General features: G+C 43.4%; 17 protein-coding genes. 10 read left to right on the top strand and 7 right to left on the bottom strand.

All coding sequences use genetic code 11. The features are described from left to right. The first annotated feature begins 49 nt into the window (after positions 1-49). The 7 genes from hisF to glmS all read left to right on the top strand — a co-directional run bounded on the left by hisF (position 50) and on the right by glmS (position 8,024). Positions 50-832 (top strand): imidazole glycerol phosphate synthase subunit HisF, encoded by a 783-nt coding sequence (hisF, locus tag H0262_RS09685; RefSeq protein ID WP_011514696.1) that lies wholly within the window; start codon positions 50-52, stop codon positions 830-832. A 205-nt stretch (positions 833-1,037) separates the two neighbouring features. Continuing rightward, positions 1,038-1,559, top strand: coding sequence for a 6,7-dimethyl-8-ribityllumazine synthase (gene ribE, locus H0262_RS09680; RefSeq protein WP_181210618.1), 522 nt, complete (start codon positions 1,038-1,040; stop codon positions 1,557-1,559). Positions 1,560-1,789: 230 nt separating this feature from the next. Continuing rightward, on the top strand, positions 1,790-2,851 hold the full coding sequence (gene nusB, locus H0262_RS09675) for a transcription antitermination factor NusB (RefSeq protein ID WP_259275449.1): 1,062 nt from the start codon (positions 1,790-1,792) through the stop codon (positions 2,849-2,851). A gap of 2 nt (positions 2,852-2,853) precedes the next feature. Then, entirely contained in the window at positions 2,854-3,888 is a 1,035-nt protein-coding gene (thiL, locus tag H0262_RS09670; RefSeq protein ID WP_181210617.1) for a thiamine-phosphate kinase, read from the top strand. A gap of 3 nt (positions 3,889-3,891) precedes the next feature. Beyond that, positions 3,892-4,470: a phosphatidylglycerophosphatase A gene (locus H0262_RS09665; protein WP_181210616.1), complete on the top strand. Its 579-nt coding sequence runs from the start codon at positions 3,892-3,894 to the stop codon at positions 4,468-4,470. A 183-nt stretch (positions 4,471-4,653) separates the two neighbouring features. After that, positions 4,654-6,030: a bifunctional UDP-N-acetylglucosamine diphosphorylase/glucosamine-1-phosphate N-acetyltransferase GlmU gene (glmU, locus tag H0262_RS09660; RefSeq protein ID WP_181210615.1), complete on the top strand. Its 1,377-nt coding sequence runs from the start codon at positions 4,654-4,656 to the stop codon at positions 6,028-6,030. 149 nt (positions 6,031-6,179) lie between these two features. Beyond that, on the top strand, positions 6,180-8,024 hold the full coding sequence (gene glmS / locus H0262_RS09655; RefSeq protein WP_181210614.1) for a glutamine--fructose-6-phosphate transaminase (isomerizing): 1,845 nt from the start codon (positions 6,180-6,182) through the stop codon (positions 8,022-8,024). A 249-nt stretch (positions 8,025-8,273) separates the two neighbouring features. Here the strand turns inward: glmS and H0262_RS09650 are convergent, their stop codons facing one another. From H0262_RS09650 to recG, 5 genes are all read right to left on the bottom strand, one after another. Beyond that, positions 8,274-9,275, bottom strand: coding sequence for an NAD(P)-dependent alcohol dehydrogenase (locus tag H0262_RS09650; protein WP_181210613.1), 1,002 nt, complete (start codon positions 9,273-9,275; stop codon positions 8,274-8,276). A gap of 369 nt (positions 9,276-9,644) precedes the next feature. Continuing rightward, complete coding sequence (locus H0262_RS09645) at positions 9,645-12,743, bottom strand: efflux RND transporter permease subunit (RefSeq protein WP_181210612.1); 3,099 nt, start codon at positions 12,741-12,743, stop codon at positions 9,645-9,647. Next, entirely contained in the window at positions 12,740-14,062 is a 1,323-nt protein-coding gene (locus H0262_RS09640; protein ID WP_181210611.1) for an efflux RND transporter periplasmic adaptor subunit, read from the bottom strand. Before H0262_RS09640 ends, H0262_RS09645 begins: the two co-directional genes overlap by 4 nt. A 398-nt stretch (positions 14,063-14,460) precedes the next feature. Continuing rightward, positions 14,461-15,576, bottom strand: a complete 1,116-nt coding sequence (locus H0262_RS09635; protein WP_181210610.1) for an OmpW family protein — start codon at positions 15,574-15,576, stop codon at positions 14,461-14,463. Between the two features lie 426 nt (positions 15,577-16,002). After that, positions 16,003-18,357: an ATP-dependent DNA helicase RecG gene (gene recG, locus H0262_RS09630; RefSeq protein WP_181210609.1), complete on the bottom strand. Its 2,355-nt coding sequence runs from the start codon at positions 18,355-18,357 to the stop codon at positions 16,003-16,005. A gap of 267 nt (positions 18,358-18,624) precedes the next feature. On the opposite strand from recG, the gene H0262_RS09625 reads away from it, so the two are divergent. Then, complete coding sequence (locus H0262_RS09625) at positions 18,625-19,632, top strand: patatin-like phospholipase family protein (protein WP_181210608.1); 1,008 nt, start codon at positions 18,625-18,627, stop codon at positions 19,630-19,632. A gap of 124 nt (positions 19,633-19,756) precedes the next feature. Here H0262_RS09625 and H0262_RS09620 read toward each other — a convergent pair whose 3' ends face one another. Next, a complete protein-coding gene (locus H0262_RS09620; protein ID WP_011514709.1) occupies positions 19,757-20,344 on the bottom strand; it encodes a hypothetical protein in 588 nt (195 codons plus the stop codon). Between the two features lie 387 nt (positions 20,345-20,731). On the opposite strand from H0262_RS09620, the gene argA reads away from it, so the two are divergent. Further along, a complete protein-coding gene (gene argA, locus H0262_RS09615; protein WP_020444499.1) occupies positions 20,732-22,054 on the top strand; it encodes an amino-acid N-acetyltransferase in 1,323 nt (440 codons plus the stop codon). 125 nt (positions 22,055-22,179) lie between these two features. Here argA and H0262_RS09610 read toward each other — a convergent pair whose 3' ends face one another. Beyond that, entirely contained in the window at positions 22,180-22,911 is a 732-nt protein-coding gene (locus H0262_RS09610) for an FKBP-type peptidyl-prolyl cis-trans isomerase (RefSeq protein WP_149493132.1), read from the bottom strand. Between the two features lie 426 nt (positions 22,912-23,337). Here H0262_RS09610 and H0262_RS09605 point away from each other — a divergent pair, with 426 nt between their 5' ends. Then, positions 23,338-25,035: a mechanosensitive ion channel gene (locus H0262_RS09605; RefSeq protein ID WP_181210607.1), complete on the top strand. Its 1,698-nt coding sequence runs from the start codon at positions 23,338-23,340 to the stop codon at positions 25,033-25,035. Positions 25,036-25,122: the final 87 nt, after the last annotated feature.

Genomic DNA, 25,122 nt, shown 5'->3' with positions numbered 1-25,122 from the left:
TGCTAGACTAGCGCTTATAGAATGAATTGATTATAAGGTGAAAGACCCTATGTTAGCAAAGCGTATCATCCCTTGTTTGGACGTTGATAATGGGCGCGTGGTCAAAGGCGTACAATTTGTCGATATCAAAGATGCAGGTGACCCTGTCGAGGTAGCGAAACGCTACAATGAACAAGGCGCCGATGAGATTACTTTTTTGGACATTACTGCGACCAATGACGAGCGTGACACCACTTACCATACGGTAGAACGTATGGCGGAAACGGTATTTGTGCCATTAACTGTCGGCGGCGGCGTGCGTAAAATTGCCGATATTCGTAATTTGCTTAATGCTGGCGCCGATAAAGTGGCGATCAATTCTGCTGCAGTATTTACCCCTGAGTTCGTCGGTGAAGCCTCGCAGAAATTCGGCAATCAATGTATCGTCGTTGCTATCGATGCCAAGCGCGTTGCTGATATTGAGGTTGATGGCATTATCATGCCACGTTGGGAGATTTTTACCCACGGCGGTCGTAAGCCAACGGGCATTGATGCCGTCGCTTGGGCAAGCAAAATGGCTGAGCTTGGCGCCGGTGAATTATTGGTAACTTCTATGGATGGCGATGGCACCAAAAAAGGCTACGATTTGGCGCTTATGAAACAAATTACCAGCCGCGTTAACGTACCTGTCATTGCCTCAGGCGGTGTTGGTAACTTACAGCATTTAGCCGAAGGCGTATTAGAAGGCGGCGTCGATGCCGTCCTTGCTGCCAGTATTTTTCACTTTGGTGAGTATACCGTTCAAGAAGCCAAAGCATATATGGCAGCGCAAGGGATACAAATGCGTTTGTAAGACGTTGGTAAAATACAAATATAGCAGCAAAAAATGTTATCATAGCGCTAACTGCTTATTATCATTTGGTTTTCGTTCATTTTACTGCCTATTTATCTGGTCACTAGCCAATTAAATAAGCGATTTGAACCTAGCAATATATTTAGATTCCTAATACTTAGATTCTTATACTTCTATTAATAGCCTATTCGGCAAAGGATTTTTTATGTCAAATTTACAACAGCAACGCAATGACGTGACCCATATTGATGGCAATTTACATCAAAACGAGGACGTGCGTATCGGTATCGTCGTCGGTCGTTTTAACGGTTTTGTCGTTGAGTCATTGGTTGATGGTGCGATTGATGCATTGCTTCGTCATGGCGTATTGGGCAGTAACATCACTGTGATTCGTGTGCCGGGTGCTTTCGAGTTGCCATTGGTTGCACAGCGCGCTGCTGAGTCTGATCGCTTTGACGCTATCGTTGCTTTGGGTGCGATTATCCGTGGTAGCACGCCGCATTTTGACTTTGTCGCAAGCGAATCTGCTAAAGGTTTAAGCAGTGTTGCCATTGACTATAATATTCCAGTAGCAAACGGCGTATTGACGACCGACAGCATCGAGCAAGCGATTGAGCGTGCTGGTACTAAAGCTGGTAATAAAGGTTCAGAAGCAGCGATGGTTGTATTAGAAATGCTTGCCGTGTTATCACAGTTAGACATTGATGATTGCAGCGAAGACGCTTAATTGCACTCACTGTTAGCCGCATTTATGAGTATAAAATTATTATTTATTGTTTGAAACGGGGCTATGGTTATAACGATAGCCCTTAGCACTTTACAATAGCATTAGCATTAATATTTTAAATGATTATCGAACATCCATCTCCAAGACTGACTAGCAACATTTGCTAGTCGACCACTATTTAACATTTTATTTTTAAACTTATTATCTCAAAAACTAGGTATAGACCCCTTATGACTGACCAACTCAAGCGCGCTATTAGCGCTGCACAAACCGCACAAGTTAATGACCAACAAGCTGAAGCCACGCGCATCGCGAGCAGCAGTGCGGGCGATCAAACCTTTGATATGAGTGAGTCTTCTTATAAGACCAGTCACACTGCTATCCGTAAGGCACGCCGCTTTGCTATGCAAGGTCTATATGAATGGCTGGTTACTGACCGCCGTTTTGATATCGATGGCAAGCTTGGCTGGAAAGCCAATGCCCCGCACGATATTGCTGCTCGTACACGCGCGACTAATGCTATGCATACTGTACATATTGGCTACTATCATGAAATGATGCGTGATATCCCAGAGCAGATTGATGCCTTAGATGCGCTTATTAGCCAGCATCTAGATCGTGAAATCAATAAACTCGATACGGTTGAACATGCCATTCTTTTGGTTGGCGCTTATGAGCTACAAAATCGTTTAGAAATTCCGTACAAAGTGGTACTTGATGAAGCGATGAAGCTAAACAATCACTTTGGTGCAACCGATGCACATAAACTGATTAATGCCGTCTTAGATAGAATGGCAGTTGAGCTACGTGCTCCCGAAGTAGACGCAGATAGTAAAGCCAATCTTCGCACCTCACAAAAAGCGGCAGCTAAGCCTGTTACTAAAGCGGATAAAAACACAGATATCAATGCTAATAATAGTGATATCGAAGAAAAGCCAACAGCATCAAATAAACCACGTATCAGTGCTAATAATGCCAGTGTTAAACGCAATAGTGTCAGTAAAGCTTTGGCAAATATTACTGATTACAAAGCCAGTAAGCAGAACGATACTCAAAATACGGTTGAGGAAATTATTATTAAACCGACTAGCATCGAAACAGTCATCGTTGATAAAGCAGACGAGATTGCCGTTACTGCCGAAAACATTGCCAATGATCAGCCAGTAGAAGAAAACATCGCTGCTAGCAATGACAAAGTTACAGCAGAGGTCGAATTACTTGACTCGAATAGCGCTGATTTTGATACAAAAAGTGCTGAATTAAATGATGCTGATGAAAAAAGCAAAGACTAGCCATGAATGAATTTGAGCTGATTGAGCGTATATTTTCGCAAATGCAAGCCACGCAGTCATCATCTAACGCTGTCGAAAAGGGCATCGGTGATGATGCGGCTGTGATGGCACTGCCGCAAGGTGCGCGCTTAGTCAGCTGTATTGACACACTCGTTCAAGGTCGTCACTTTAGTGAAGACTGGGATCAGATTAACAAGTTGGCATTTGCCATTGGTTATAAAGCGGTAGCCGTTAACGTCTCGGACATTGCGGCTATGGGTGCCACCCCGCATAGCATTTTACTGGCATTAGCATTACCTCAGCGCCTTGCTAATAGTCAGTGGCTGACTGAATTTGCCAAAGGTTTATTTCATGCTTGCCAGTTATTTGGCGTAACCCTTATCGGCGGCGATACGACCCGTAATGATAGCTTAGTGTTAAGTGTCAGTGCCCAAGGGCTGCTTGCCGCAGATACTCCCGCTGTCTATCGCTCAGGTGCGCAAGTCGGTGATAAAATTTATGTATCAGGTACACTGGGCGATGCCGCTTATGCCTTACAGCACCCTGATAATGCTATCGGTATTGAACTTGCGCATCGACTTCATATGCCAACACCACGTATTAGCTTAGGTGCAGCACTAGCACAAATCGGTGCAACGTCAATGATAGATATCTCTGATGGTCTTTATCAAGATCTTGGTCATATCTGCGAGCAAAGCGGCATCGCTATGAGACTTAATTTGGAAGCTCTTCCTACCAGTAACCCTTTAGCTAGTATCGATGTATCTGAGCGGCTATTGTGTCAATTGGCTGGTGGCGATGATTATGAGTTGGCTTTTACCTTGCCTCCCCATATCGAGCCGTCTTCTTGTACCGACGTTAATACGCCTGTGACTTACATTGGTAATGTGATTGCATTGGCGAGTGATAGAAATACAGATAATGCGGCGCATAAACGTCCTGAACTTTATTATCAAGATCAGCCAGTGACACCCACCCATCCCTCACCGTTTATTACTTGGCCCAATCTTACGGGTTACCAACATTTTGCAGGTTAACCCATGACCGATCACGACCTAGTTAAGCCCGATGTCCGTAAAGCCAATGATTGCCCTCCTCTGTCAGTCAACGCCACCATGCTTGACCGCGCAGTTTATTGGCTAGGTATCGGCTTGGGCAGTGGTTTACCTCGCCGGGCGCCCGGCACTTGGGGTACGGTTGGCGGCTTAATCGTTGCAATACCGCTACTAAGCTTAGGTTTTATACCATTTTTAATTATTACACTTTTATCTTGCATCATTGGTATCTGGATATGTGGTCGCACCTCAGATTTGATGGGTGGTCATGATGACCCACATATCGTCTGGGATGAGTGGGCAGGTATATGGATTACCTTATTGCCGTTGTCCTATATAGGTATTGCTGACGGTAATTTTTGGCACAATATCTCGCAACCTTTTTCTGTCGCTGCTCTGATCATGATCTTTATACTTTTTCGCTTTTTTGACATCATTAAGCCACCACCCATTGGCTGGGCAGATAAAAAAGTCGCTGGTGGTCTAGGCATTATGTTAGATGACATTATTGCTGGCATTATGGCAGCGGCAGTTTGGGTTATTATTTATAATATAATCCTCTAATTTTACATTAGCAGCGCATTTATTTTATCTTGTAACCAGATAGGGATAACAAAACAACTTTCATCATTTAATATTGCTGTTAGCGATAGCTGAATTACAAAGAGGTCACGACATAGCGTTTTAGTTAAATGCCAATTTACGCTATAATCCCAAATTATATTTTGTTACATTTGTAGGGCTATTATGACATCTTCTCTTTCGGTAATTATCCTCGCTGCTGGTAAAGGCACGCGTATGCAGTCGGCTAAGCCAAAAGTGCTACAGACATTGGCTGGCAAGTCATTGCTAGGTCACGTGTTAGACACTTGCCATCAATTGACGGTTGATGACACCATCATTGTGCATGGTTTTGGTGGCGAGCAAGTACAAGATCACATTGACCAGCAATATGCGCATTTGCCCATTACTTGGGTTGCCCAAACTGAGCAGTTGGGCACGGGACATGCGGTCAAAGTGACTCTATCTGCGCTACCAAAAGATGGACAAAGCCTCATTCTTTACGGCGACGTGCCATTGGTTAGCTGCCAAACGTTAGCGACACTACAAAATGCCAATACTGACGGCATGTCTATGTTGACGCTAACCGTAGATAAGCCATTTGGTCTTGGTCGTATTAAACGTGATAAAGATGGCAATATTGAAGCCATTATTGAGCAAAAAGACGCCAATAGCGATGAGCAACAGATACAAGAAATTAATAGCGGTATTTACTGCGTCGATAATGCTTTATTGCATAAATTTTTGCCCAAGCTATCAAATGACAATGCGCAGCAAGAATACTATTTGACCGATATTGTCAAAATGGCGGTTGCTGATGGCATCACTATTGCAGCGATTGAGCCTGAGCATACCTTTGAGATTGAAGGCGTGAATAACCGTCAACAACTTGCTAGCTTAGAGCGTACATGGCAAGGTAAACTTGTCGCCGACTTACAAGAAGCTGGCGTACAGTTCGCTGACCCTACTCGTGTCGATATTCGTGGCACCTTGAGCGCAGGTCAGGACGTGTTTGTCGATGTGGGTGTGGTATTTGAGGGTGATTGTGTCTTAGGTGATAATGTTTATATTGAAGCGGGCTGTGTCATTAAAAACGCCCAGATAGGCAACGCTTGTCATATAAAACCTTATTGCGTGATTGATAGCGCTGAAGTTGGCGCAGGTGTAGATATTGGTCCTTTTGCACATTTACGTCCTGAGACCGTACTCTCTGACAACAGCAAAGTCGGTAATTTTGTCGAAATTAAAAAATCAACGATTGGTGATGGTAGCAAGGTTAATCATCTAAGCTATATTGGTGATGCCACTATTGGTACTGGTGTCAACGTTGGCGCTGGTGTGATTACTTGCAATTATGATGGTGTGAATAAATCACAAACCATCATTGAAGATAATGCCTTTATTGGCTCTAACTCAAGTCTAGTGGCGCCAGTGAAAATTGGTGATACCGCTACTGTGGCAGCTGGTTCAGTGATTACTAAAAACGTTGATGCTCATGCACTAGCCTTTGGTCGTGCTCGTCAAACACAGAAAAATGACTTTAAGCGTCCGACTAAAAAATAATGGCAGCGTTGACAGTTAGCTAAATAAAAACGGCTCTTAGCAATCTCAAGCAGTACGACAATGATTTGTGGTGCTGCTTATTTATATTTATAGATTAACCAGACATCGTCATATATCGAAATACTAATAATTAAATTTAAGGAATAGTTATGTGCGGAATAGTTGGAGCAGTGGCTGAGCGTAATATCGCCAATATCTTACTTGAGGGACTTAAGCGCCTAGAATATAGAGGCTATGATTCTGCTGGTCTGACTGTCATTCGTGATGGCGAGCTCCACCGTGAGCGCCAAGTGGGTAAAGTTCAGGCCTTAGTCGATGCCGTCGCAGTCAACCCAGAGTTTTTCGATGGTCATATTGGTATTGCGCATACACGCTGGGCAACGCATGGCGAGCCGGCTCAGCGTAACGCCCATCCGCATGTTTCAGGTAAGATTGCTGTGGTACATAATGGTATCGTTGAAAACTACGCCGAGCTAAAAGAAGAATTAATTGCCAAAGGGTACGAGTTTACCTCGCAAACCGATACCGAAGTCGTCGCGCATCTTATTAACGATATCTATAAAGCAACGCCTGACTTATTAGAAGCCGTTCGCACTGTCACTCCTTTATTACATGGCGCATTTGCCCTTGGCGTTATCCATATTGATTGCCCAGAAGAGCTTATTACGGTACGTTTAGGCTCTCCTTTAGTGATTGGCGTCGGTATTGGCGAAAACTTTATCGCCTCCGATCAATTGGCACTTTTACCAGTGACCAATCGCTTTATGTATCTAGAGGAAGGCGATATTGCCCGATTAACGCGTAACAGTATTCAGGTTTACGCTGATGGTGTCGAGGTCACACGCCAAATCCATGAAATTGACGCAGCACAACACAATGCGGACAAAGGCGAATTTAAGCATTATATGCTCAAAGAAATCTACGAGCAGCCAGATGCTGTCGCTCGTACTCTCGAGATGGCATTAGATAATGATGAGCCAACTAAACTGCGTGATGATTTTCTGCAACGTCATGAAACGCAATTAAAAGGCATTAAGCACGTACAAGTGATCGCTTGTGGTACCAGCTATCATTCAGGTCTGGTCGCAAAATACTGGTTTGAGAGTCTTATTCGTCTGCCTTGCTCAGTGGAAGTTGCCAGTGAGTTCCGTTATCGCAATCCAGTCGTCATTGATAACTCTTTAGTGATTTGTATTTCTCAGTCGGGCGAGACTGCTGATACTTTATCTGCACTACGTGATATTCAAAAACAGTCTCCTATTGGACTGGTTAGTCTGGCATTGTGCAATGTGCCAACCTCATCATTGGTACGTGAAACGGATATCTTCTTACCAACGCTTGCCGGTCCTGAGATTGGCGTGGCATCTACCAAAGCCTTTACTACTCAGCTTGCAGCACTGATGTTATTGTTATTAAAGGTAGGTGTAACCCAACAGCGCATGACTGACGAAAATTTGAGCACGCTGCTTGGTCAACTGCAACAACTACCGGGTCAGCTCCATGCCAGCTTACACCTCGACGCGCCTATCAAGATCATGAGTGAGCATTTTGAATATAAGAAAAGCTGCTTATTCCTAGGTCGTGGTTTACAGTTCCCAATTGCTCTAGAAGGCGCATTAAAGTTAAAAGAAATCTCTTATATTCATGCTGAAGGTTATGCGGCAGGCGAGCTGAAGCACGGACCATTGGCATTAGTGGATAAAGACATGCCTATCGTGGTGCTAGCACCTAAAGACAGTATGTTTGATAAGTTAAAAGCCAATATGCAAGAAGTTCATGCCCGTCATGGTGAGTTGTTTATCTTTGCGAGCGAATCCAGTCAAATGGTCGCAGCAGATAGATTGCACGTGGTGTATGTGCCAGATGTTTGCGAAACGCTTGCGCCGATTGTTTATAGCGTGCCAGTACAATTGCTGTCATATCATGTCGCAGTAATGCGCGGTACAGACGTTGATCAGCCACGTAACCTAGCAAAATCAGTTACAGTCGAATAATATTTACTAATTTAACAATATTTATTGTTAGCGAGTAATAAAGTATCATACTAGACAATTCATTCTATTTACTCAACTATTAGCCCTTGCTGTTGTTTAATACCATAGCAAGGGTTTTTTATGCGCTCAAAAAAAAGCAAAAATGGCTTAAAGAAAGTAGAGGTACAATACAAAAAAAATAGCGATACCCCGTCTTTCATTAAATGAGGTATCACTACTATGACTATGCCTTATTACCTTTAATGACTTTTAGTCTCTTTCTAATACCACTCTATAGCGAGCGTTACCACTCTCTAGGCGCTCAAATGCTTCATTTATCTCAGACATTTTGTACGTTTCAGTCACTGGCTGAATATTATGTCGAGCGGCAAAATCCAGCATTTTTCGCATGGTTGACGGTGATCCAACTGGTGAGCCTGACAGACTGTTTTGAGCCATAATCATTGGTGCAGCTGATATCTCTAATGGAGCTTCTAACAGTCCAACAAAGTGTAGCTTACCTTTTGGTCTCAAAGTCTTGATCACAACATCCCAGTTCATATCGACGTTCACTGTTGATATGATTAAATCAAAAGAACCAGCTGCTTTTTCAATTTCACTATCCTCTCTTGAGTTTAATGAGTGATGAGCGCCCATCTCTTTTGCCTCTTCCATTTTTGATTCACTGGTAAATGCCGTCACCTCACAGCCCCACGCATTGGCAAATTGCAGCGCTAGATGACCTAAACCACCAATACCTATAACAGCTACTCTTGAGGTTGGCGTGATGTCATACTGCATAAGCGGATTAAACACCGTAACACCGCCACATAACAGTGGTCCTACCGCATTAAAATCAAGCCCTTCAGGTATCTTGATGACGCTCGTATCTTTTGCGCGTACCTTATCTGCAAAACCGCCATGATTACCAATGATAGTCCCTTCTTGCTCAGGGCATAGATTGTGGTCTCCACCGATACATAGATCACAAACGTTGCAATATCCTTTATGCCAGCCAAGCCCGACTTTATCGCCAAGCTCTAGGTGCTTGACGTGTTTGCCTTTTGCGAGTACTTTTCCTGCGACTTCATGCCCACCTACAAACGGATATTGGGTCATTCCCCATTCGTTTTGCCACATCGATAAATCGCTATGGCAGATACCGCAGCTATGTACTTCGATTTCTACTTCATGATCCCCTAATGTGCCAGGATCATATTGATAAGGCACAAACTCGCCGCCTTTTTCTTTTGTTGCATAAGCATTAATCATAGTTATTCCTTGTTTTCTAATATGTATAGAAACTGGTTTATAGTTCTAGTAATGATCAAGACACGGATAGCATCAAAATATCGATATAAACCGTTTCTTTGATAAATTTAACTGAATCGACTATAACAAAGACTTGCTCAACTAAACCACTAAACTTACCAGTTTCAGACTAACGTCATACAAAGAACCATAATTAAAGCCCATTACCTTGGTAACTTGTCTCCCAATAACACACATTACGACTCTTTGACCTCATAGTAGCTTGAATTAATCTAGTAGCTAACATCTTACCCATAAAAAGCTCAAACTATACCTGAATATAGTTTGAGCTTTTTATGTCGCTTACTAACAGTAATACTGTTAGAGCTGCTATTTTTCCTCAGTCACTCTATCTGGCTTACCATTTGGAGCAAGCCACTTAGCAAACCATCCTGATAGGTCATCCATCAGCGTATAGACAACTGGAATGACGACCAAGCTTAATAAAGTTGAAGTGACCAAACCACCCAATACGGCGGCCGCCATCGGTCGACGGAACGTCGGATCGGCATCGCCCCAACCAAAGACCAATGGCAGCATGCCCGCACCCATCGCAATGGTAGTCATAATAATCGGGCGCGCACGCTTACGACAAGCATCGATAATCGCCTCAAAACGTGCTAAGCCGCGCCGCTGAGCAATCAGTGCATAATCGACCAAAAGAATAGAGTTTTTGGTCGCAATGCCCATCAACATAATAAAACCAATCATCGAGGGCATCGACAGGCTGCTATTGGTAATTACCAAGCCGACAAAGGCACCACCGATAGACAGGGGCAATGCCATGAGAATCGTAAATGGCTGCAAAATGCGTCCAAATAATAATATAAGTACGCCCAAAATACAGACCACGCCGACAGACATTGCAATCACAAAGCCGCTAAATAACTCGGCCATATTTTCTGCTTGTCCTTGATCAATAATAGTAATAGAGGCTGGCAGCTGTTGCATACTAGGTATGCTCTTGACCGCTTGTACCAAATCACCAAGCTCACCATTGGCAGGCTGAACAGTAATACTAATCGCCCGCTCACGATCAAGGCGACTGATTTGCGCAGGTCCAGTACCAAAGTCGAGTGTCGCAACTTCGCCAACACGCACGCCTTGTCCTGCTGGTAGCGCACTTGGTACATATAGACCTTCGAGTTGGCTGACGTTTTGCTTAGCGATATCTGGCAAGCGCACGACAATTGGTATCTGCCGCGTATCTAAATTCAGCTTGGACAAACGTTGCTCATAGTCACCAACGGTTGCTACACGTAAGGTCGTGGCGATGTCTTGCGTCGTCACCCCTTTATCCGCCATTGCTAGCCTATTTGGTGTGACGGTCAACTCTTGGCGCGGTAGACTACGGTCACTGGTTACAGAACCTGCCGTCGGTAACAGACGAATCTCTGACATCATCTGCTGCACCGTTTGCTCAAGCAGTTGCGGATCGGTGCTGGTCAAAGAAAAATTATAACCTGTCTCACCACCACTCGATAACCCGACCGTAAAGCGCGCACCGGGTACTTCTGCCAATATAGTACTCATCTTACGCTCAATCTCTTGCTTAGAGCCGCGCTCTGCTCTTGGCGCAAGTACAATATCTAGACCTGCTATATTTTCTGCCTTGCCACCGCTAGAGTTTGAGTCCATTGTCGCCTGCGCCTCACCTACCGACGTAAAGATATTGGTTACTTCAGGCATGGCTAAAATACGCTCACTTGCCAGCGCGGCAACTCGTTCCGTGTCCGCTAACGCCACATCGGGTGTCAGCTCAATCGCCACCCGTGTTTGGTCAATATCATTGTCAGGTATAAAAGAGGTGGGTAATAATTTTACCAAAGCCAATGAAGCCACAAACAATACTAAGGTAGCACCCATCGTAATCCAGCGATGATCTAGTGTCCATGAGACCACTTTAAGATACCAATCCATCAGCGCGCTCTGCTTTTCAACGTGCTTCTTTTCTGGTTTCAATATATATGCTGCCATCATCGGTGTGATAAGGCGCGCAACCATTAACGAGGCAAATATTGATAATGCTGCTGTCCAACCAAACTGCCGAAAAAACTGCCCGACAATTCCGCCCATAAACGCAGTCGGTAAAAATACGGCAATCAAGGTAAAGGTAGTGGCAACAACCGCCAAGCCAATCTCGTCTGCTGCTTCCATTGCCGCCTCATAAGGCGTCTTACCCATACGCAAATGACGAATGATATTTTCAACTTCTACAATGGCATCGTCGACCAGTACACCAATGACCAGCGACAATGCCAATAAGGAGATAATGTTAAGACTAAAACCAAACAGATACATACCCAAAAAAGTAGGTATGACGGACAATGGCAATGCCACAGCAGCCACAAAAGTCGCGCGGATATTGCGTAAAAATAAGAACACCACGACTACGGCAAGCAAACCACCTTCTATCAACATGCGTAATGAGGCTTGATAATCTTCAGCGACTGGCGTTGCCCGATCATAAACCTTTTCAATACTAATATTGCCCACATCTGCTGACAGCTTGGCAAGCTCAGCGTCAACCAGCTCCATGACTTCCACTTCACTGGCACCACGCGAGCGCGTAATATTGAACGCAACCACCGTTTGCCCATCGAGCTTGGCAATAGAGCTGGGATCAGCCGCGCCATCCGTAATTTTCGCCATACGTCCAAGCGCTTGCGTACCGCCGGTAGGGACGGCTATTTGCAAATTATTCAGCTCGCTTGAGCGCTCAACAGCACCAAGTACACGAATGGTCTGCGTGGTTTTACCGACTTCGGCTTCACCGCCTGAGCTGTCTTGCTGAATACCGGTGATTTGATTGGATAATTGTATGATAGAAAGCTTTAGACCACTCAAGGTAATAGGGTCAGCGGCAACCGTAATTTCACGCTGCAAACCGCCGATACGGCTGACAGTACTGACACCGGGTATATCAGATAAACGCTTAGTGACGGTATCATCGACGAACCAAGACAAGTCTTCTACATTCATGTTTTCAGCAGCGACAGAGTACGTGACGACTGGGAATCCTGATGTTGAGACTTTGGTAACGATAGGGTCATTGGCAGCGGCAGGCAAATCGCCACGTACCTCACCGACTGCCGAGCGCACATCATCAACCGCTTCTTGGATGTCTTTTTCTAAGACGAACTCAGCGACCATAGTAGCGGCGCCCGTCTGTAGCGTCGTACGAATGTGCTTGACGCCTTCAATACTGGTGAGCTTATTTTCCACCTTCTTTGCAATATCGTTTTCAAGCTGCGATGGCGCAGCGCCCGGTAAAGTAACCGTGACCACCACCGCTGGTAGGTCAATATCGGGAAACTGCTGCACCTTCATTTGCATAAAGCCATAGATGCCGCCTAATGTCAGCAGTACAAACAGCAAGATAGCCACTAATGGATTTTTAATCGAGTAGGCGGAAACATTTAAACTCATGAGCGCGCCTGCGTGTCTGTGCTAGTAGCCTGCTTACCAGTTTGACTCAGACCATCAACGACACGTACCAAGTCACCATTATTTAAGAAGCTTCCCCCTTGCTTTACAAGTCGGCTCTCTGCAGGGAGTGGCTCTGTGAGCATAATACTATCGCCAAAGCGCTCGCCAAGGGTCACACGTTGTTGCTTGATACGGCCAATGTTGTGACCGTTTTTACCGTCTTTAGTACTGATATTGGTCACTAGCATCACATAGTCATAGCCGTCATTGCTGACAATGGCGCTATTAGGAACCGTTTGAGCGCTGCTACTACCCAATAAAAACTCGCCCGTTTGATACATGCCTGCTCGTACTTTTGCGTTAGCAGCAAGGCTAGCATAAATGGTAATTTGCCTATTATTATCAGCAGTTGGTGCAATGCGACTGACCTGCCCCATGACAGAATCGCCGCCCGGTAGGTTAACTTGCACTGGTGTGCCAACATTAACCTCACCAATCAGCTTAGGATCGATATCCGCACGCCATTCCAAAATACCACCTTTGATAATAGTAAATAGTGGGTCTCCACCAGCAACCATACCAACTTCAGCCATTTTCTCACTAATAATACCGCTAACCGGTGCAACCACATTGGCATTATTGACACTCAAGCGCTGCGTACTCAGTCGAGCTTTAGAGGCTTGCAGTGACGCCTGCGCTTGTAGTTTAGCCGTACGATAGCGATCCGCTTCTTGCTTGCTAATGGCATCAATATCAATAAGTGGCAGGACGCGGGCGGCATCGGCAGTGGCATTGGCAAGCGTCGCTTCTGCTTCGGCAACATCTGCTTCTGCTTGCAAGACTTGCTGCTCCATCGCGTCGGTATCAAATACAGCCAGTATTTGACCAGCTTTAACACGCTGACCTTCTTCGACCAATATCCGTTCAATCGCTACGCCGTTTACTTTGGCACTGACATTAGCGACATCTTTAGCATTGATGGTTCCATCAGCACTGAGCGTATTACCAATATTATCTTGGCTGGGTAGCACTGTTTCAACCGATAATACAGCTTGCTCGATGCTAGCATCTTTTAGGTTAGCGCTATCGTTTTGCACACTGTTAGCAACGGGCAACTCATTGCTCGCTTCCTCATCATTGCCCCAGTACTTACCAACCAATACCCCAATAACGAGCACAATGGCCAATACTGGTAATAACCATAAAGGAAATTTTGATAATGGCTTATCTGATAAAGGCTTAGATGCTCGCGCATCAGATTGGCGGTATGGGGGTAGCTCAGATTCAACTGGCAGCTTGTTGTCTTCAACATCGCTCATGATAACTCTCTGTCAATACAGGCAATAATAAGGATATATAATATGAGGAAAATAATAGGTGAAAATAGGCTAGCATTACGTTAAACGAGCATCTTTATATGGTCAAAATGCTGTTTGTGACTACAATAGTTCGTAAATTTATTGAGCATAGCATATATTAAGTTGTCATCTGATTTATATATATAGTGTCTGAGCTTCGTAAGTTCCATACTGACTCAATATCGGCAGATGTAAAAACGCTCCAAGCGAACATATTAAAAGTGATAAGCAATACATACTGCTTATTAATGAATTTGACAGGATAGAGATTCTTTTTGTAGATCGTAAGACAAAACGCACATTCCTAAGAATGTGCGCTATGTTTATCCTACTATTCTGTAGTTACTATAAATCTTCTATTAGAAACGATAGCCGACGCCAAGGAAAGTAATATAAGGATCGATATCGAGGTGAGCTTTCGATCGAATCAACTCTTCATTCTTATCATTTTTAACGGTGATGGTCGTATCGCTGTCCAGTTTTGCATAAGACAATGACCCGACTCCAAACCATCTATCGTTGAAATCATAAGTAGCGCCAACAGTGACGATAGGTGCAAAAGCGCTTTCTGCCTCCACATCCACGTTCATCTCTCGATTGGATGGCACATTTTCTAGCGCAGCACCAGCTTGACCATCTTTGATATTCTGAATTTGATGTCCAGCTGCCTCTAAATCTTTACGAATACCATCATTTAGCTCAATACCGTTAAAATAGGCATACATGACCCCAGCACCGACATAAGGGCGAAACTTATTGACCCCAGATTTGCCAAACTGATATTGCACCCCCGCTGCCGGTAGCCATGCGCGAGCCCTAGATGCCACGCCATCACCTTGTTCTAAATCGGTTATAAGCTGTTCTTTTTTAATTTTAAATTTTGGTAGTGCATATTCTCCTATTCCACCAGCTGTAACCTCACCAGATATAGGTGCATACACTTTCCCTTTACCCATAATATCTACTTTAGGAGGAAATCCGGCTTTGACTTCAATCGACCAGTTATCATTTAGATAATAGTTAAATAGCGAACCAAAAGTATCAACATCAGCAGACTCAAGACCCGTACCTGGACTGCTGAAATTCTCTAAACCGCCAAGCTTAACTTGACCTGATACATCACCTAGGGTAGTTCTAGACAAATCAGTTTCTTCACCTCTAAAGCTTACTACCCCTATAGCAGTTAGGCCTGTATTTACTTTAACTTTAGTAAGCTCACTTTGATCAGGATCAATAACCTCTCTGACAGTTTTTATTTTAACACTGCCGTTTTTAGCGACAGTACCATCTTTAATGGCTGTCGTATTTTCTAGAGGATTGGCCGTGCCTTGCGGAGAGGCATGCAACCAGCCAGCAGAGACCGAAAAGCGTTTGAAGCTACCATCGGTTTTAAAATAATCGAATGCAGCAAAAGCAGACTGGCTAAATAATAATGGTGTGGCGATAGCACAAACGAAGGTTAACGTCTTTTTCATGAAACATCCTTGTTAATAAATTCAGGTCGTTAATAAAAAGCATGAATGGCACAGTAGTCATCAGAAAAAGCAGATAGATTGCCACTATGAAGTTAATCAAGTTCTCATCCTAACGTCCTGTTAGAATCGATAAAACGACTAGAAATACGCATATTTTAACCATATATCATTATGTAAAACGCGATATCCTAGCAAACGCATGGAAGACACTGTGCCAATCCATTATCGTAAACTGCCACACAAATAATCATAGTTCAATAATAACTCATGAACACATAAGTCAATATTAGTTCATTAAAATAAGAATACAGTGTTAATTATTGGTTGATAAATGATTTATAAAAACCATAAAAAAGCCATTATTTTAAGAAAATAATGGCTTTTTTATGGTAACCAGTAATAGAAAACAGGTTGAGTTAACTATCATTAAGCATTGGTATAACGACTTGCCTCTGGCATCCAACGATGAATCAGTTGGCTGACATCGGCTTTACGTGCAGGATCTGCAATCAGATGCTTTGCCAAACGCTGGGCAATAGCAAATAACTGCTCATCCCGAATAAGGTCCGCCAAATAATAGCCGACATTACCTGTTTGACGCTTTCCTAATAACTCGCCCGGACCACGCAGCTCTAAATCTTTTTGCGCAATGACAAAACCATCGGTACTATCTCGCAGTACATTTAAGCGCTCTGTACCTGTCTCCGACAACGGCTTCTGATACAACAGCACACAATAGCTTTTTGTTGAACCGCGCCCGACTCGCCCGCGTAATTGGTGCAATTGCGATAGACCCAATCGCTCTGCATTTTCAATGACCATCAGAGAAGCATTAGGCACATCAACACCCACTTCGATAACTGTGGTAGCTATTAACAAATCAAGTTGTCCTGCCTTAAACGCTTGCATAATGGCTTGTTTATCAGCGCTTTTCATTTTGCCATGCACCAAGCCAATACGAATATCTAAACGCTCGCTCAAATCTTCATAAGCCGCCTCAGCAGCTTGCGCATCGAGTACACTCGATTCTTCTACCAGTGAGCACACCCAATATGCCTGCCTGCCAGCTTCACAATTAACTGCAATACGTTCAATCACCTCATCACGGCGGTTGCGGTCAATTGTTACGGTAGTAATTGGTGTACGCCCTGGTGGTAGCTCATCGATAATAGAAGTGTCCATATCGCCATAAACACTCATCGCTAGCGTCCGCGGAATGGGCGTTGCAGTCATAATTAGCTGATGCGGTGTGCTACCAGCCACGCCTTTATTGGTCAATGCCATACGCTGCTCAACACCAAAACGATGCTGTTCATCGATAATAACCAAACCCAATTTGGCAAATTGCACCTGGTCCTGAAAAAGCGCATGAGTACCAACGACTACTTGTACGGTATTCTCGCTCACCGCTTCTAACGCTTCGCGGCGCTGCTTCGCGGTTTGTTTACCAGCCAACCAACCGACCCCAATACCTAACGGCTCAAACCAGTTTTTGAAATTAACCAAATGCTGTTCCGCTAAAATCTCCGTCGGTGCCATCACCGCCACCTGCCAACCACTATCTAATGCATAACCCGCCGCGCCTGCCGCGACTAAGGTTTTACCAGCGCCAACATCGCCTTGTACCAATCTGAGCATTGGTATTGAAGTCGCCATATCAGCGGTAATATCCCTCATAACTCTTTCCTGCGCGCCCGTTAAATCAAATGGTAACGCACCAAATAATTCATCTGCCAATGGACTTTGGATAGCACATTTTGGCGCTTTATACTGATGCAATTGCTGACGGCGATATAATAAGCTGAGCTGATGTGCAGTCAACTCTTCAATAATGAGGCGTTGACAAGCAGCATGAGTACGAGCGCTTAATTGGGTTAATAATTTGTATTGTTGACCAGCATCAGTATAAGTAGGCGGCGTATGCAGTAATACCAACGCTTCAAATATGGTTAAATTATAGACGTTATTGTTAGCCATACTTATAGCATCGGAACTGGTATTATTTCGACTATGATAAAAAGAGGGCTTCGTTCTATTGACGCTACTGTTACTGCTATCACTAACACTACTACTAAAACTGTTGTCAGGCACACTACGCGCGAGGGTGGAAAAGATATCTTCTGGATAATCTGGCTCGGTTATCGGTATTTTAGCTGGTTCAAAAGGCACTAATAGCAAATCCGCAACGACTGAAAAATCCTCAGGCGTAAATAAAGTCATCGGCAAGCCCTGACTACGAACCGTTTGCAGCGCAAGCTTAATTAATGTACGCAGCTTATTTTGATGTAAACCTTTAACGCTTGGATAAATAGGCTGTAAACCCGTATTTACTACCGTCTCGTTACTGCTGATAATTTGATATTCAGGATGATGTATCTGCTTACCGTAGCGGCTCACTTTGACTTCACCGAATAATTGCAGATGGGCACCTAGACACATAGTTTGAGCAAGTCCACGATATACCTTAAAAAAGCGTAGAGATATCGTACCCGTGTCATCATCTACAATCACCGTCATGCCGCTGCGATTGGTATCAACATGCACGACGCGACCAGTAATCATGGCGGCTTGTCCATGAGCCACATCGCCTATCGATACCAAGCGACTACGATCTTCATAGTCGCGCGGCAGATGTAGTAGCAAATCAAAGATACGGGCAATGCCCAATTGCGTCAATTGCTCGGCCACTTTTGGTCCAACACCTGCCAGCGCCGTCACCGGCATATCAAGTGCCAAAACATCTAGTAAATGAGGTATAGCAGGGTTAACCGATGTGGGCATCAAAAATCCTAACGATGTTAATATAAATTTTATAGGCTCAAGTGTCTTGTTTAAGAATTCATGCTAGCTTATAAGCTGTCTTATCATGTGATAATGATCAATATTCTGTAACGTGCCTAGCTATACCGCTAAATTATTATGCTAACTAATACCTTATGCTAAGCTATTTCGCCATACAACGTCTAGCTGATTTCTGCGTAACCTATTGATGAATACCCTACTACACCGCTATTTATTCCTCTATGATAATTTTTGATAAGGTTTTTTATGTCCTCTCATTCTATCTGCCACCCTTATTATCATTTTTTATTGACGCTTCGTCTGAGCCTCTTCGCTATATTCGCTATATTGATGAGTGCTTGCAATAGTTTGACGCCAGTCGCGCCAGCAGATACGTCAGTACCGAACAAACCTACGGTAGCTTTAGTATTAGGTGGTGGCGGTGCAAAAGGTTTCGCTCATGTAGGCGTGATTAAAGCATTAGAAGAGAACGATATTAAACCGACACTGGTAGTAGGCACCAGTGTCGGGAGCTTAGTTGGTAGCTTATATGCCAGTGGTTATAATGCAAAGCAGCTTGAACACTTGGCATTGAACACCACTGATAGTGAATTGACAGACTTTACCTTATCTAACCAAGGTTTTATCGAAGGTATTAAGCTCAAAAACTTTATTAACGTGAATGTTGGTGGACGAACGATAGAAAACTTCCCCATCTCCTTTGCGGCGGTTGCTGCTGATAAAAACACGTTGAAAAAAGCAGTCTTTACCACGGGTGATGTTGGGCTTGCGGTACAAGCATCCTGTAGTGTGCCTAATATCTTTATTGCACCGCGCATCCCTGAAAAAGTCGGCAAAAAATATATTGATGGTGGCGTGGTCAGCTTAGTGCCTGTGGATAGCGCCCGTGATTTGGGTGCCGATATTATCATCGCCGTTGATGTGACTGCTGCTAACGCTAATACATCGACTGTCAATCAAAAACCGAACCTCCATTCATTAACCAGCTTTTGGGGCTTTCTTGAAAACAGTTTAATCGCCAATGCAGCCTATAATGCGAAAGCATCTCCGATTAATCATAGCGCTGCATCAATGCGTCATGAGCGTGAGCGTGCTGATATTGTGATTATGCCAAATGTCGGTCATATCAGCACGCTAGATACCAGCCAGCGTAGCGCTTTGATTGCTGCTGGCTCGCAAGCCACTACCGCCAAAATTCATGCCATTAAGCAACTTATTAACGAAAAATCTAAGAGTAAATATGCTACTCTTTAATTTATAGTGGAAAAGGATATATAAAAAATCCTGCTAACTACAGATATTAAAGATTGACGATAAAAAAAGCACCACAGTGATTGCTGCGGTGCTTTTTTGTTGAAGCAGATATCAAAGCATAAACTTATTTGACACGTGCACGGTATTTCACTGCGACTGTATCATTAAGACCTACGCCTTCCAAATCCCAGCGTACAGCTTTATAGAATTTTAACGGAATTTCTTGCAACTGATTGTCAACTTTTCCACGTAGCGGCATACGGGCAAAGGTATTGCCATCTGCACTACCATAAGGAAAATCAGGAGAAACAGCACGCAGCAATTCTACTTGTTCAGGAATACTCATCGTCACGGTCATTTTACGAACACGATCGGCATTGGTATTGGTAAAATAGCCTTGATACTCTAAAACATTACCTGACTGCAAACGCGTATTTGCATCCACAGGAACCAGTATTTCTTTACCATTGGCATCAACACTAATCAATGACGCTGTAATTCTACTGTTAACTGCTTGCGCATTTGACTGACTGTTTTGATTAAAGTTTGACTGAACTGCTACTGAATTATTAACGGCTTGTTCTGGTGTGGGTAACATCGCTGATGCTTGCGTGACAGCCATTACGCCAACGAGCGTACCAGCGACAACATGAAACAAACGGTGTCCAGTCCATGCACTGAATGGGTTCGCAAAATGGTTACTTTTCTTCATGACATTCATTATCCCTAGTTGATGTATCGGTAAAACAAAGCTGGTAAAAATTAGTAGTTTTAAAAATATAGGAGAGTAAGCAATTTACCATCATATATGGTCATACTCAGTCATGTTAACTTTTAAACATTATTATTTTTATCAATTATCTGCGTAAGCCATCGGTAAAGCAATAGCGCTTAGCATAGCAAAAAGCATTTATACGTATATTAACCCTGTGTTGATGTTGTGTATATCGTTAATCTGCTGTGAAGACTCTTTAACGCTACTGAAATAAAAGATAGCTCATAACGACGTTTTTTGCTATGGTAAATCTTTAGCGATCCTTTAGCGACAGGCATTCTCTGTCACGCCCTTTTTCTTATTCTAACGACTATTGCTCCCATTATGACTACTAGCGCCATGCCCCAGATTAACCCTGAATACGTCCATTGGTTCCGTAATTCTGCCCCCTATATCAATACCCATCGCGGCAAAACGTTCGTGATTATGTTTGGTGGTGAGGCGGTCAATCATCCAAATTTCAGCACACTGATTCATGACTTTGCTTTATTGCATAGCTTGGGTATCAAGCTGGTATTGGTGCATGGGGCGCGACCACAGATCGAGAAAAACCTCAAAGATGCTGATATTGAATCGCCACTGCATCAAGATATTCGTGTGACACCTCGCGTCGCGATGCCTTCTATATTACAAGCGGTTGGTGCTATTCGCTTGCAGATTGAAGCGCAGCTATCGATGGGGCTTGCCAACTCACCTATGTACGGCTCACGTATTGATGCAGTGTCGGGCAATTTTGTCACTGCGCGTCCTTATGGTATCCGCGATGGCGTTGATTACCAGATGACAGGCGAAGTACGCTCTATCGATGTTGAAGCCATCAAAAATAATCTACTACACGATCATATTGTAATTTTAGGCTCTATGGGCTATTCGGCAACCGGCGAAGTTTTCAACTTGCTCGCGGAAGATGTTGCTCTTAGTGCCGCCGTGGCGCTTGGTGCTGATAAGCTGATTTTCCTAGGAGAAGAAGCCGGTATCAATCACAATGATCGTTTGTTACGTGAGATGATTCCAAATGAAGTCGACCGCTTCTTACGTGACCGTGATCTAAACTGTGAGATTAATTACTTTTTGAGCTGTGCCAGCAATGCCTGTCGCCAAGGGGTTCATCGCACCCATATTATCTCTTATGCCAAAAACGGCGCACTACTTGAAGAGCTATTTACCCGTGATGGTTCTGGCACCTTAATTAGTCACGACCCTTACGAAGAGATTCGCCGCGCTGATGTCGATGACGTGGTAGGGCTGATAGAGCTATTATCGCCGTTAGAAGAGCAAGGTATCTTGGTCAGTCGCTCACGCGAACGCTTGGAGCAAGAGATTGATAATTATAGCGTCATCGAACGTGACGGCATGATTTTAGGTTGTGCAGCGCTTTATCCACTCGATACAGATTCAGCAGAAGTTGCCTGCGTCGCGGTACATCCAGAATATCGCAGCGGTAGCCGCGGCGCTGATTTACTGGCATTTTTGGAGCAACAAGCACGCAGCCATGGTCTACACAAGTTATTTGTATTGACCACTCGTACAGCACATTGGTTCGTTGAACAGGGGTTTGCTGAAGTTGAGGCAAGCGCCTTACCTGAAGTACGCCGCGAGAAGTATAATAACGGTCGCAATTCTAAAGTTTTCCAAAAGAACCTTTAAATAATGGCTCATTAACGTCGAAAGCTTAAGCGCTATTTCTTACGCAAAAAGAAGCCCTCTTACATTAAGAGGGCTTCTTTTTGCGTCTATTGTATCAATACTAAATTAGCATTAATTACTGCTAATTACTTTACTTTTAATAGCTCAACAGTAAAGATTAGCGTGCTATTAGGCTCGATACCTGCGTTACCCGCTTCACCATAAGCGATATCAGAGGGGATATAAAACTCGTATTTACCGCCCTCTTTCATCAACTGTAGACCTTCAGTCCAGCCAGCGATTACTTGGTTTAGTGGGAATTCAATTGGCTCACCGCGCTCATATGAGCTATCAAATACAGTGCCGTCAATCAATTTACCTTCGTAGTTTACTTCAACCACGTCCGTAGCTTTTGGCGACTTGCCAGTACCTGCGGTCACTACTTTATATTGTAGACCTGAAGCAGTGGTTTTTACGCCAGCTTTTTTGCCATTCTCTACTAAGAATGCGGCGCCCTTAGTTTTGTTTGCACCTGCTTTAGATTCCATATCTTTCACAAACTTCTCTTCCTGTTCTTTTTGATACGCCATTAAAACTTCTTGCATTTGCTCTTCTGTCAATGCCGCTTTTTTGCCTTCATAGCCATCACGGAAACCTTTTTCAAACGTATCAAGGTTCAGATCCCCAACCGCTTCTTTATTCCCTTCTGCCATCATATAGCCCAAGCTATAGCCTACTTTTTCCTTGGCAGGGCTTTGTTCAGTCACTGAAACACTTTTGGTAGCGGTTTCTTTACTGCCATTGTTTGCGCTACAGCCTGTGATTAATAACATAGCACTAGCAAGGGCACTGATGCTTAGGGTAGTGATTTTTTTCATAAAATGCTCTCAAATTGTAATAATAGTGGCGAGATGTCACATTTATCTATAATAGCAAATCTTAGTTTTGCCTGCTATGACTCACTTGAAATTATCGGTCAAATGTACAGTCTATGTTAATATTTACCGTAAAAATAACAACTTATCACACAAATATAGTAAGACGTTAAGCTTTCTATCTTTAAATTCATAATTACATAAGTTAAGCTAAATTGGTTAAGGAAAGAAATAACAAAAGGTATGTTTTGTTAATAGTGACTACTGATTGTTAAGTATAAATTTCTTATAAAGCACTAAAATCAAATTTTCAAATAATTTTAATTAAAAATACTAATAAATAGGTGTGTGTTTGCCTCAGATGAAACGCTTGAATTAAAGTGATTTTCTTATCTTATAGCAGACACATGATCATTAGAGGAGGACAGGATGAATCCAATGTTTACATCGTTCAACGGTTATCTGGGTGGCCCTATCGGCTCCATCATCGGCGCTATTCTTATTTTTATCATTGGTTGGCTTGTCGCCTTGGGCATAGCTGCTCTGGTACGCGGCGTGCTGTCTAAAATCAATCTCAATCAACGTATGAACTCTTCAACAGGTAAAAGCTATGACTTAGAAGGCATCATCTCTAAGATTGTTTTTTGGTTTATTTTCGTTATCGCTATTTCTGGCGCGTTAAGTCAGTTAAACCTAAACTCTATATCAGCACCGTTTGCCAACATGGTAAACCAAGTACTCACCTTTATCCCTAATCTTATCGCTGCTATTGCAGTTGGTGTGATCGGTTGGGTTATTGCAACGGTTGCACGTACTGCCATCAATGCTGCACTTTCAAAAACCTCAATGGATGAGCGTTTAAGTGCAAAAGCTGGTGTAAAACCAATGAGCAGCACGATTGCTGACATGGTTTATTGGTTCATTCTATTAGTAGTATTGACCATGGTATTAGGCCAACTAGAGCTTGACGGTTTATTTGCTCCATTAACCAATATGGTTGATAAAATCTTCAGCTTTATCCCTAATATTCTGATTGCTGCTGTAGTATTCGTAGTAGGTTACATCATTGCCAAAGTGGTACGTGGCATCGTAACCAACATTGTTTCTACTTTCGATGTCCAGAAGCTTGCAACCAAAGCTGGTTTAAGCGAACAGAATAGCTTACCGAACATTGCAGGTTCTTTAGCCTTTCTAGTAGTGATTATTCCAACAATCATTGCTGCTTTAAATGCCCTAAAAATTGATGTAATTGCTCGCCCTGCAACCAACATGTTAAACAAAATCATGGAAGCCTTGCCAAATATCTTTATGGCAATTGCTATCTTGGTTGTGACTTTTTATGTTGTACGTATGGTTGCAAACATCATCAAAGGCTTGCTTGAAAATACGCAAATCAATCAGTTACCTGCCAAAGTTGGTCTTCAACAGACCATGGGTGATAAAAAGGTTTCTGACTTAGTTGGCTATGCCATTGTATTTTTTGCCATGTTATTTGCCTCTATCGCTGCTGCTGACTTATTAGGTTTTGAGCCTATCTCAGCCATCATCGCGATGTTTATTGCTTTCGGTGCCAATATCATCCTAGGCGCGATTATCCTATTTATTGGTTTTTGGCTTGCCAACATCATCGCTGGTGTTGTTGAGCGCTCTGAGCAAGGTTCACAGTTCCTAGCAAATATCGTGCGCGTTTTGATCATGGGCTTAGTTCTTGCCATGGGTCTAAAAGCGATGGGTATTGCGGATTCTATCGTTAACCTAGCATTTGGTCTAACTTTAGGTGCAGTTGCCGTAGCATTTGCCCTATCGTTTGGTCTAGGTGGTCAAGAAGCAGCAGCACGTTTCTTACGCAAAATGCAGGATAAAATGGACAGAGAACGTGACGAAGCAAAAGCAAAATCTGCTTTGACGCCAAGCGCATCGACTCAAGATAAGGTTGCTGCTTCAGTACGTGACAATACGCCAAGTACAGCTACTGATACGTTTGGTAGCAGCACAACCCAAGTAGATGATAATACCATCACACCTAATAACTTAAGCTCTACCAGTGATGTAAATTCTTCTACGGTTGATATCAATCATATTGCAACTGATGATAGTGATATCGATGGTCCTAATAATCTAAGATAATTTATCGTTATTGATTTAAAAAAAGACAGCTTAGGCTGTCTTTTTTTATGTTTGATTATAAGTCATTTTAGTCAGTATTATTAGGGC

It is taken from the genome of Psychrobacter sp. D2 (assembly GCF_013608135.1).
In the GTDB taxonomy this organism is placed as follows: Bacteria; Pseudomonadota; Gammaproteobacteria; order Pseudomonadales; family Moraxellaceae; genus Psychrobacter; species Psychrobacter cryohalolentis.
Note: the sequence above shows the minus strand (reverse complement) of the source record. Positions and strands in the feature narration are given on the sequence as shown.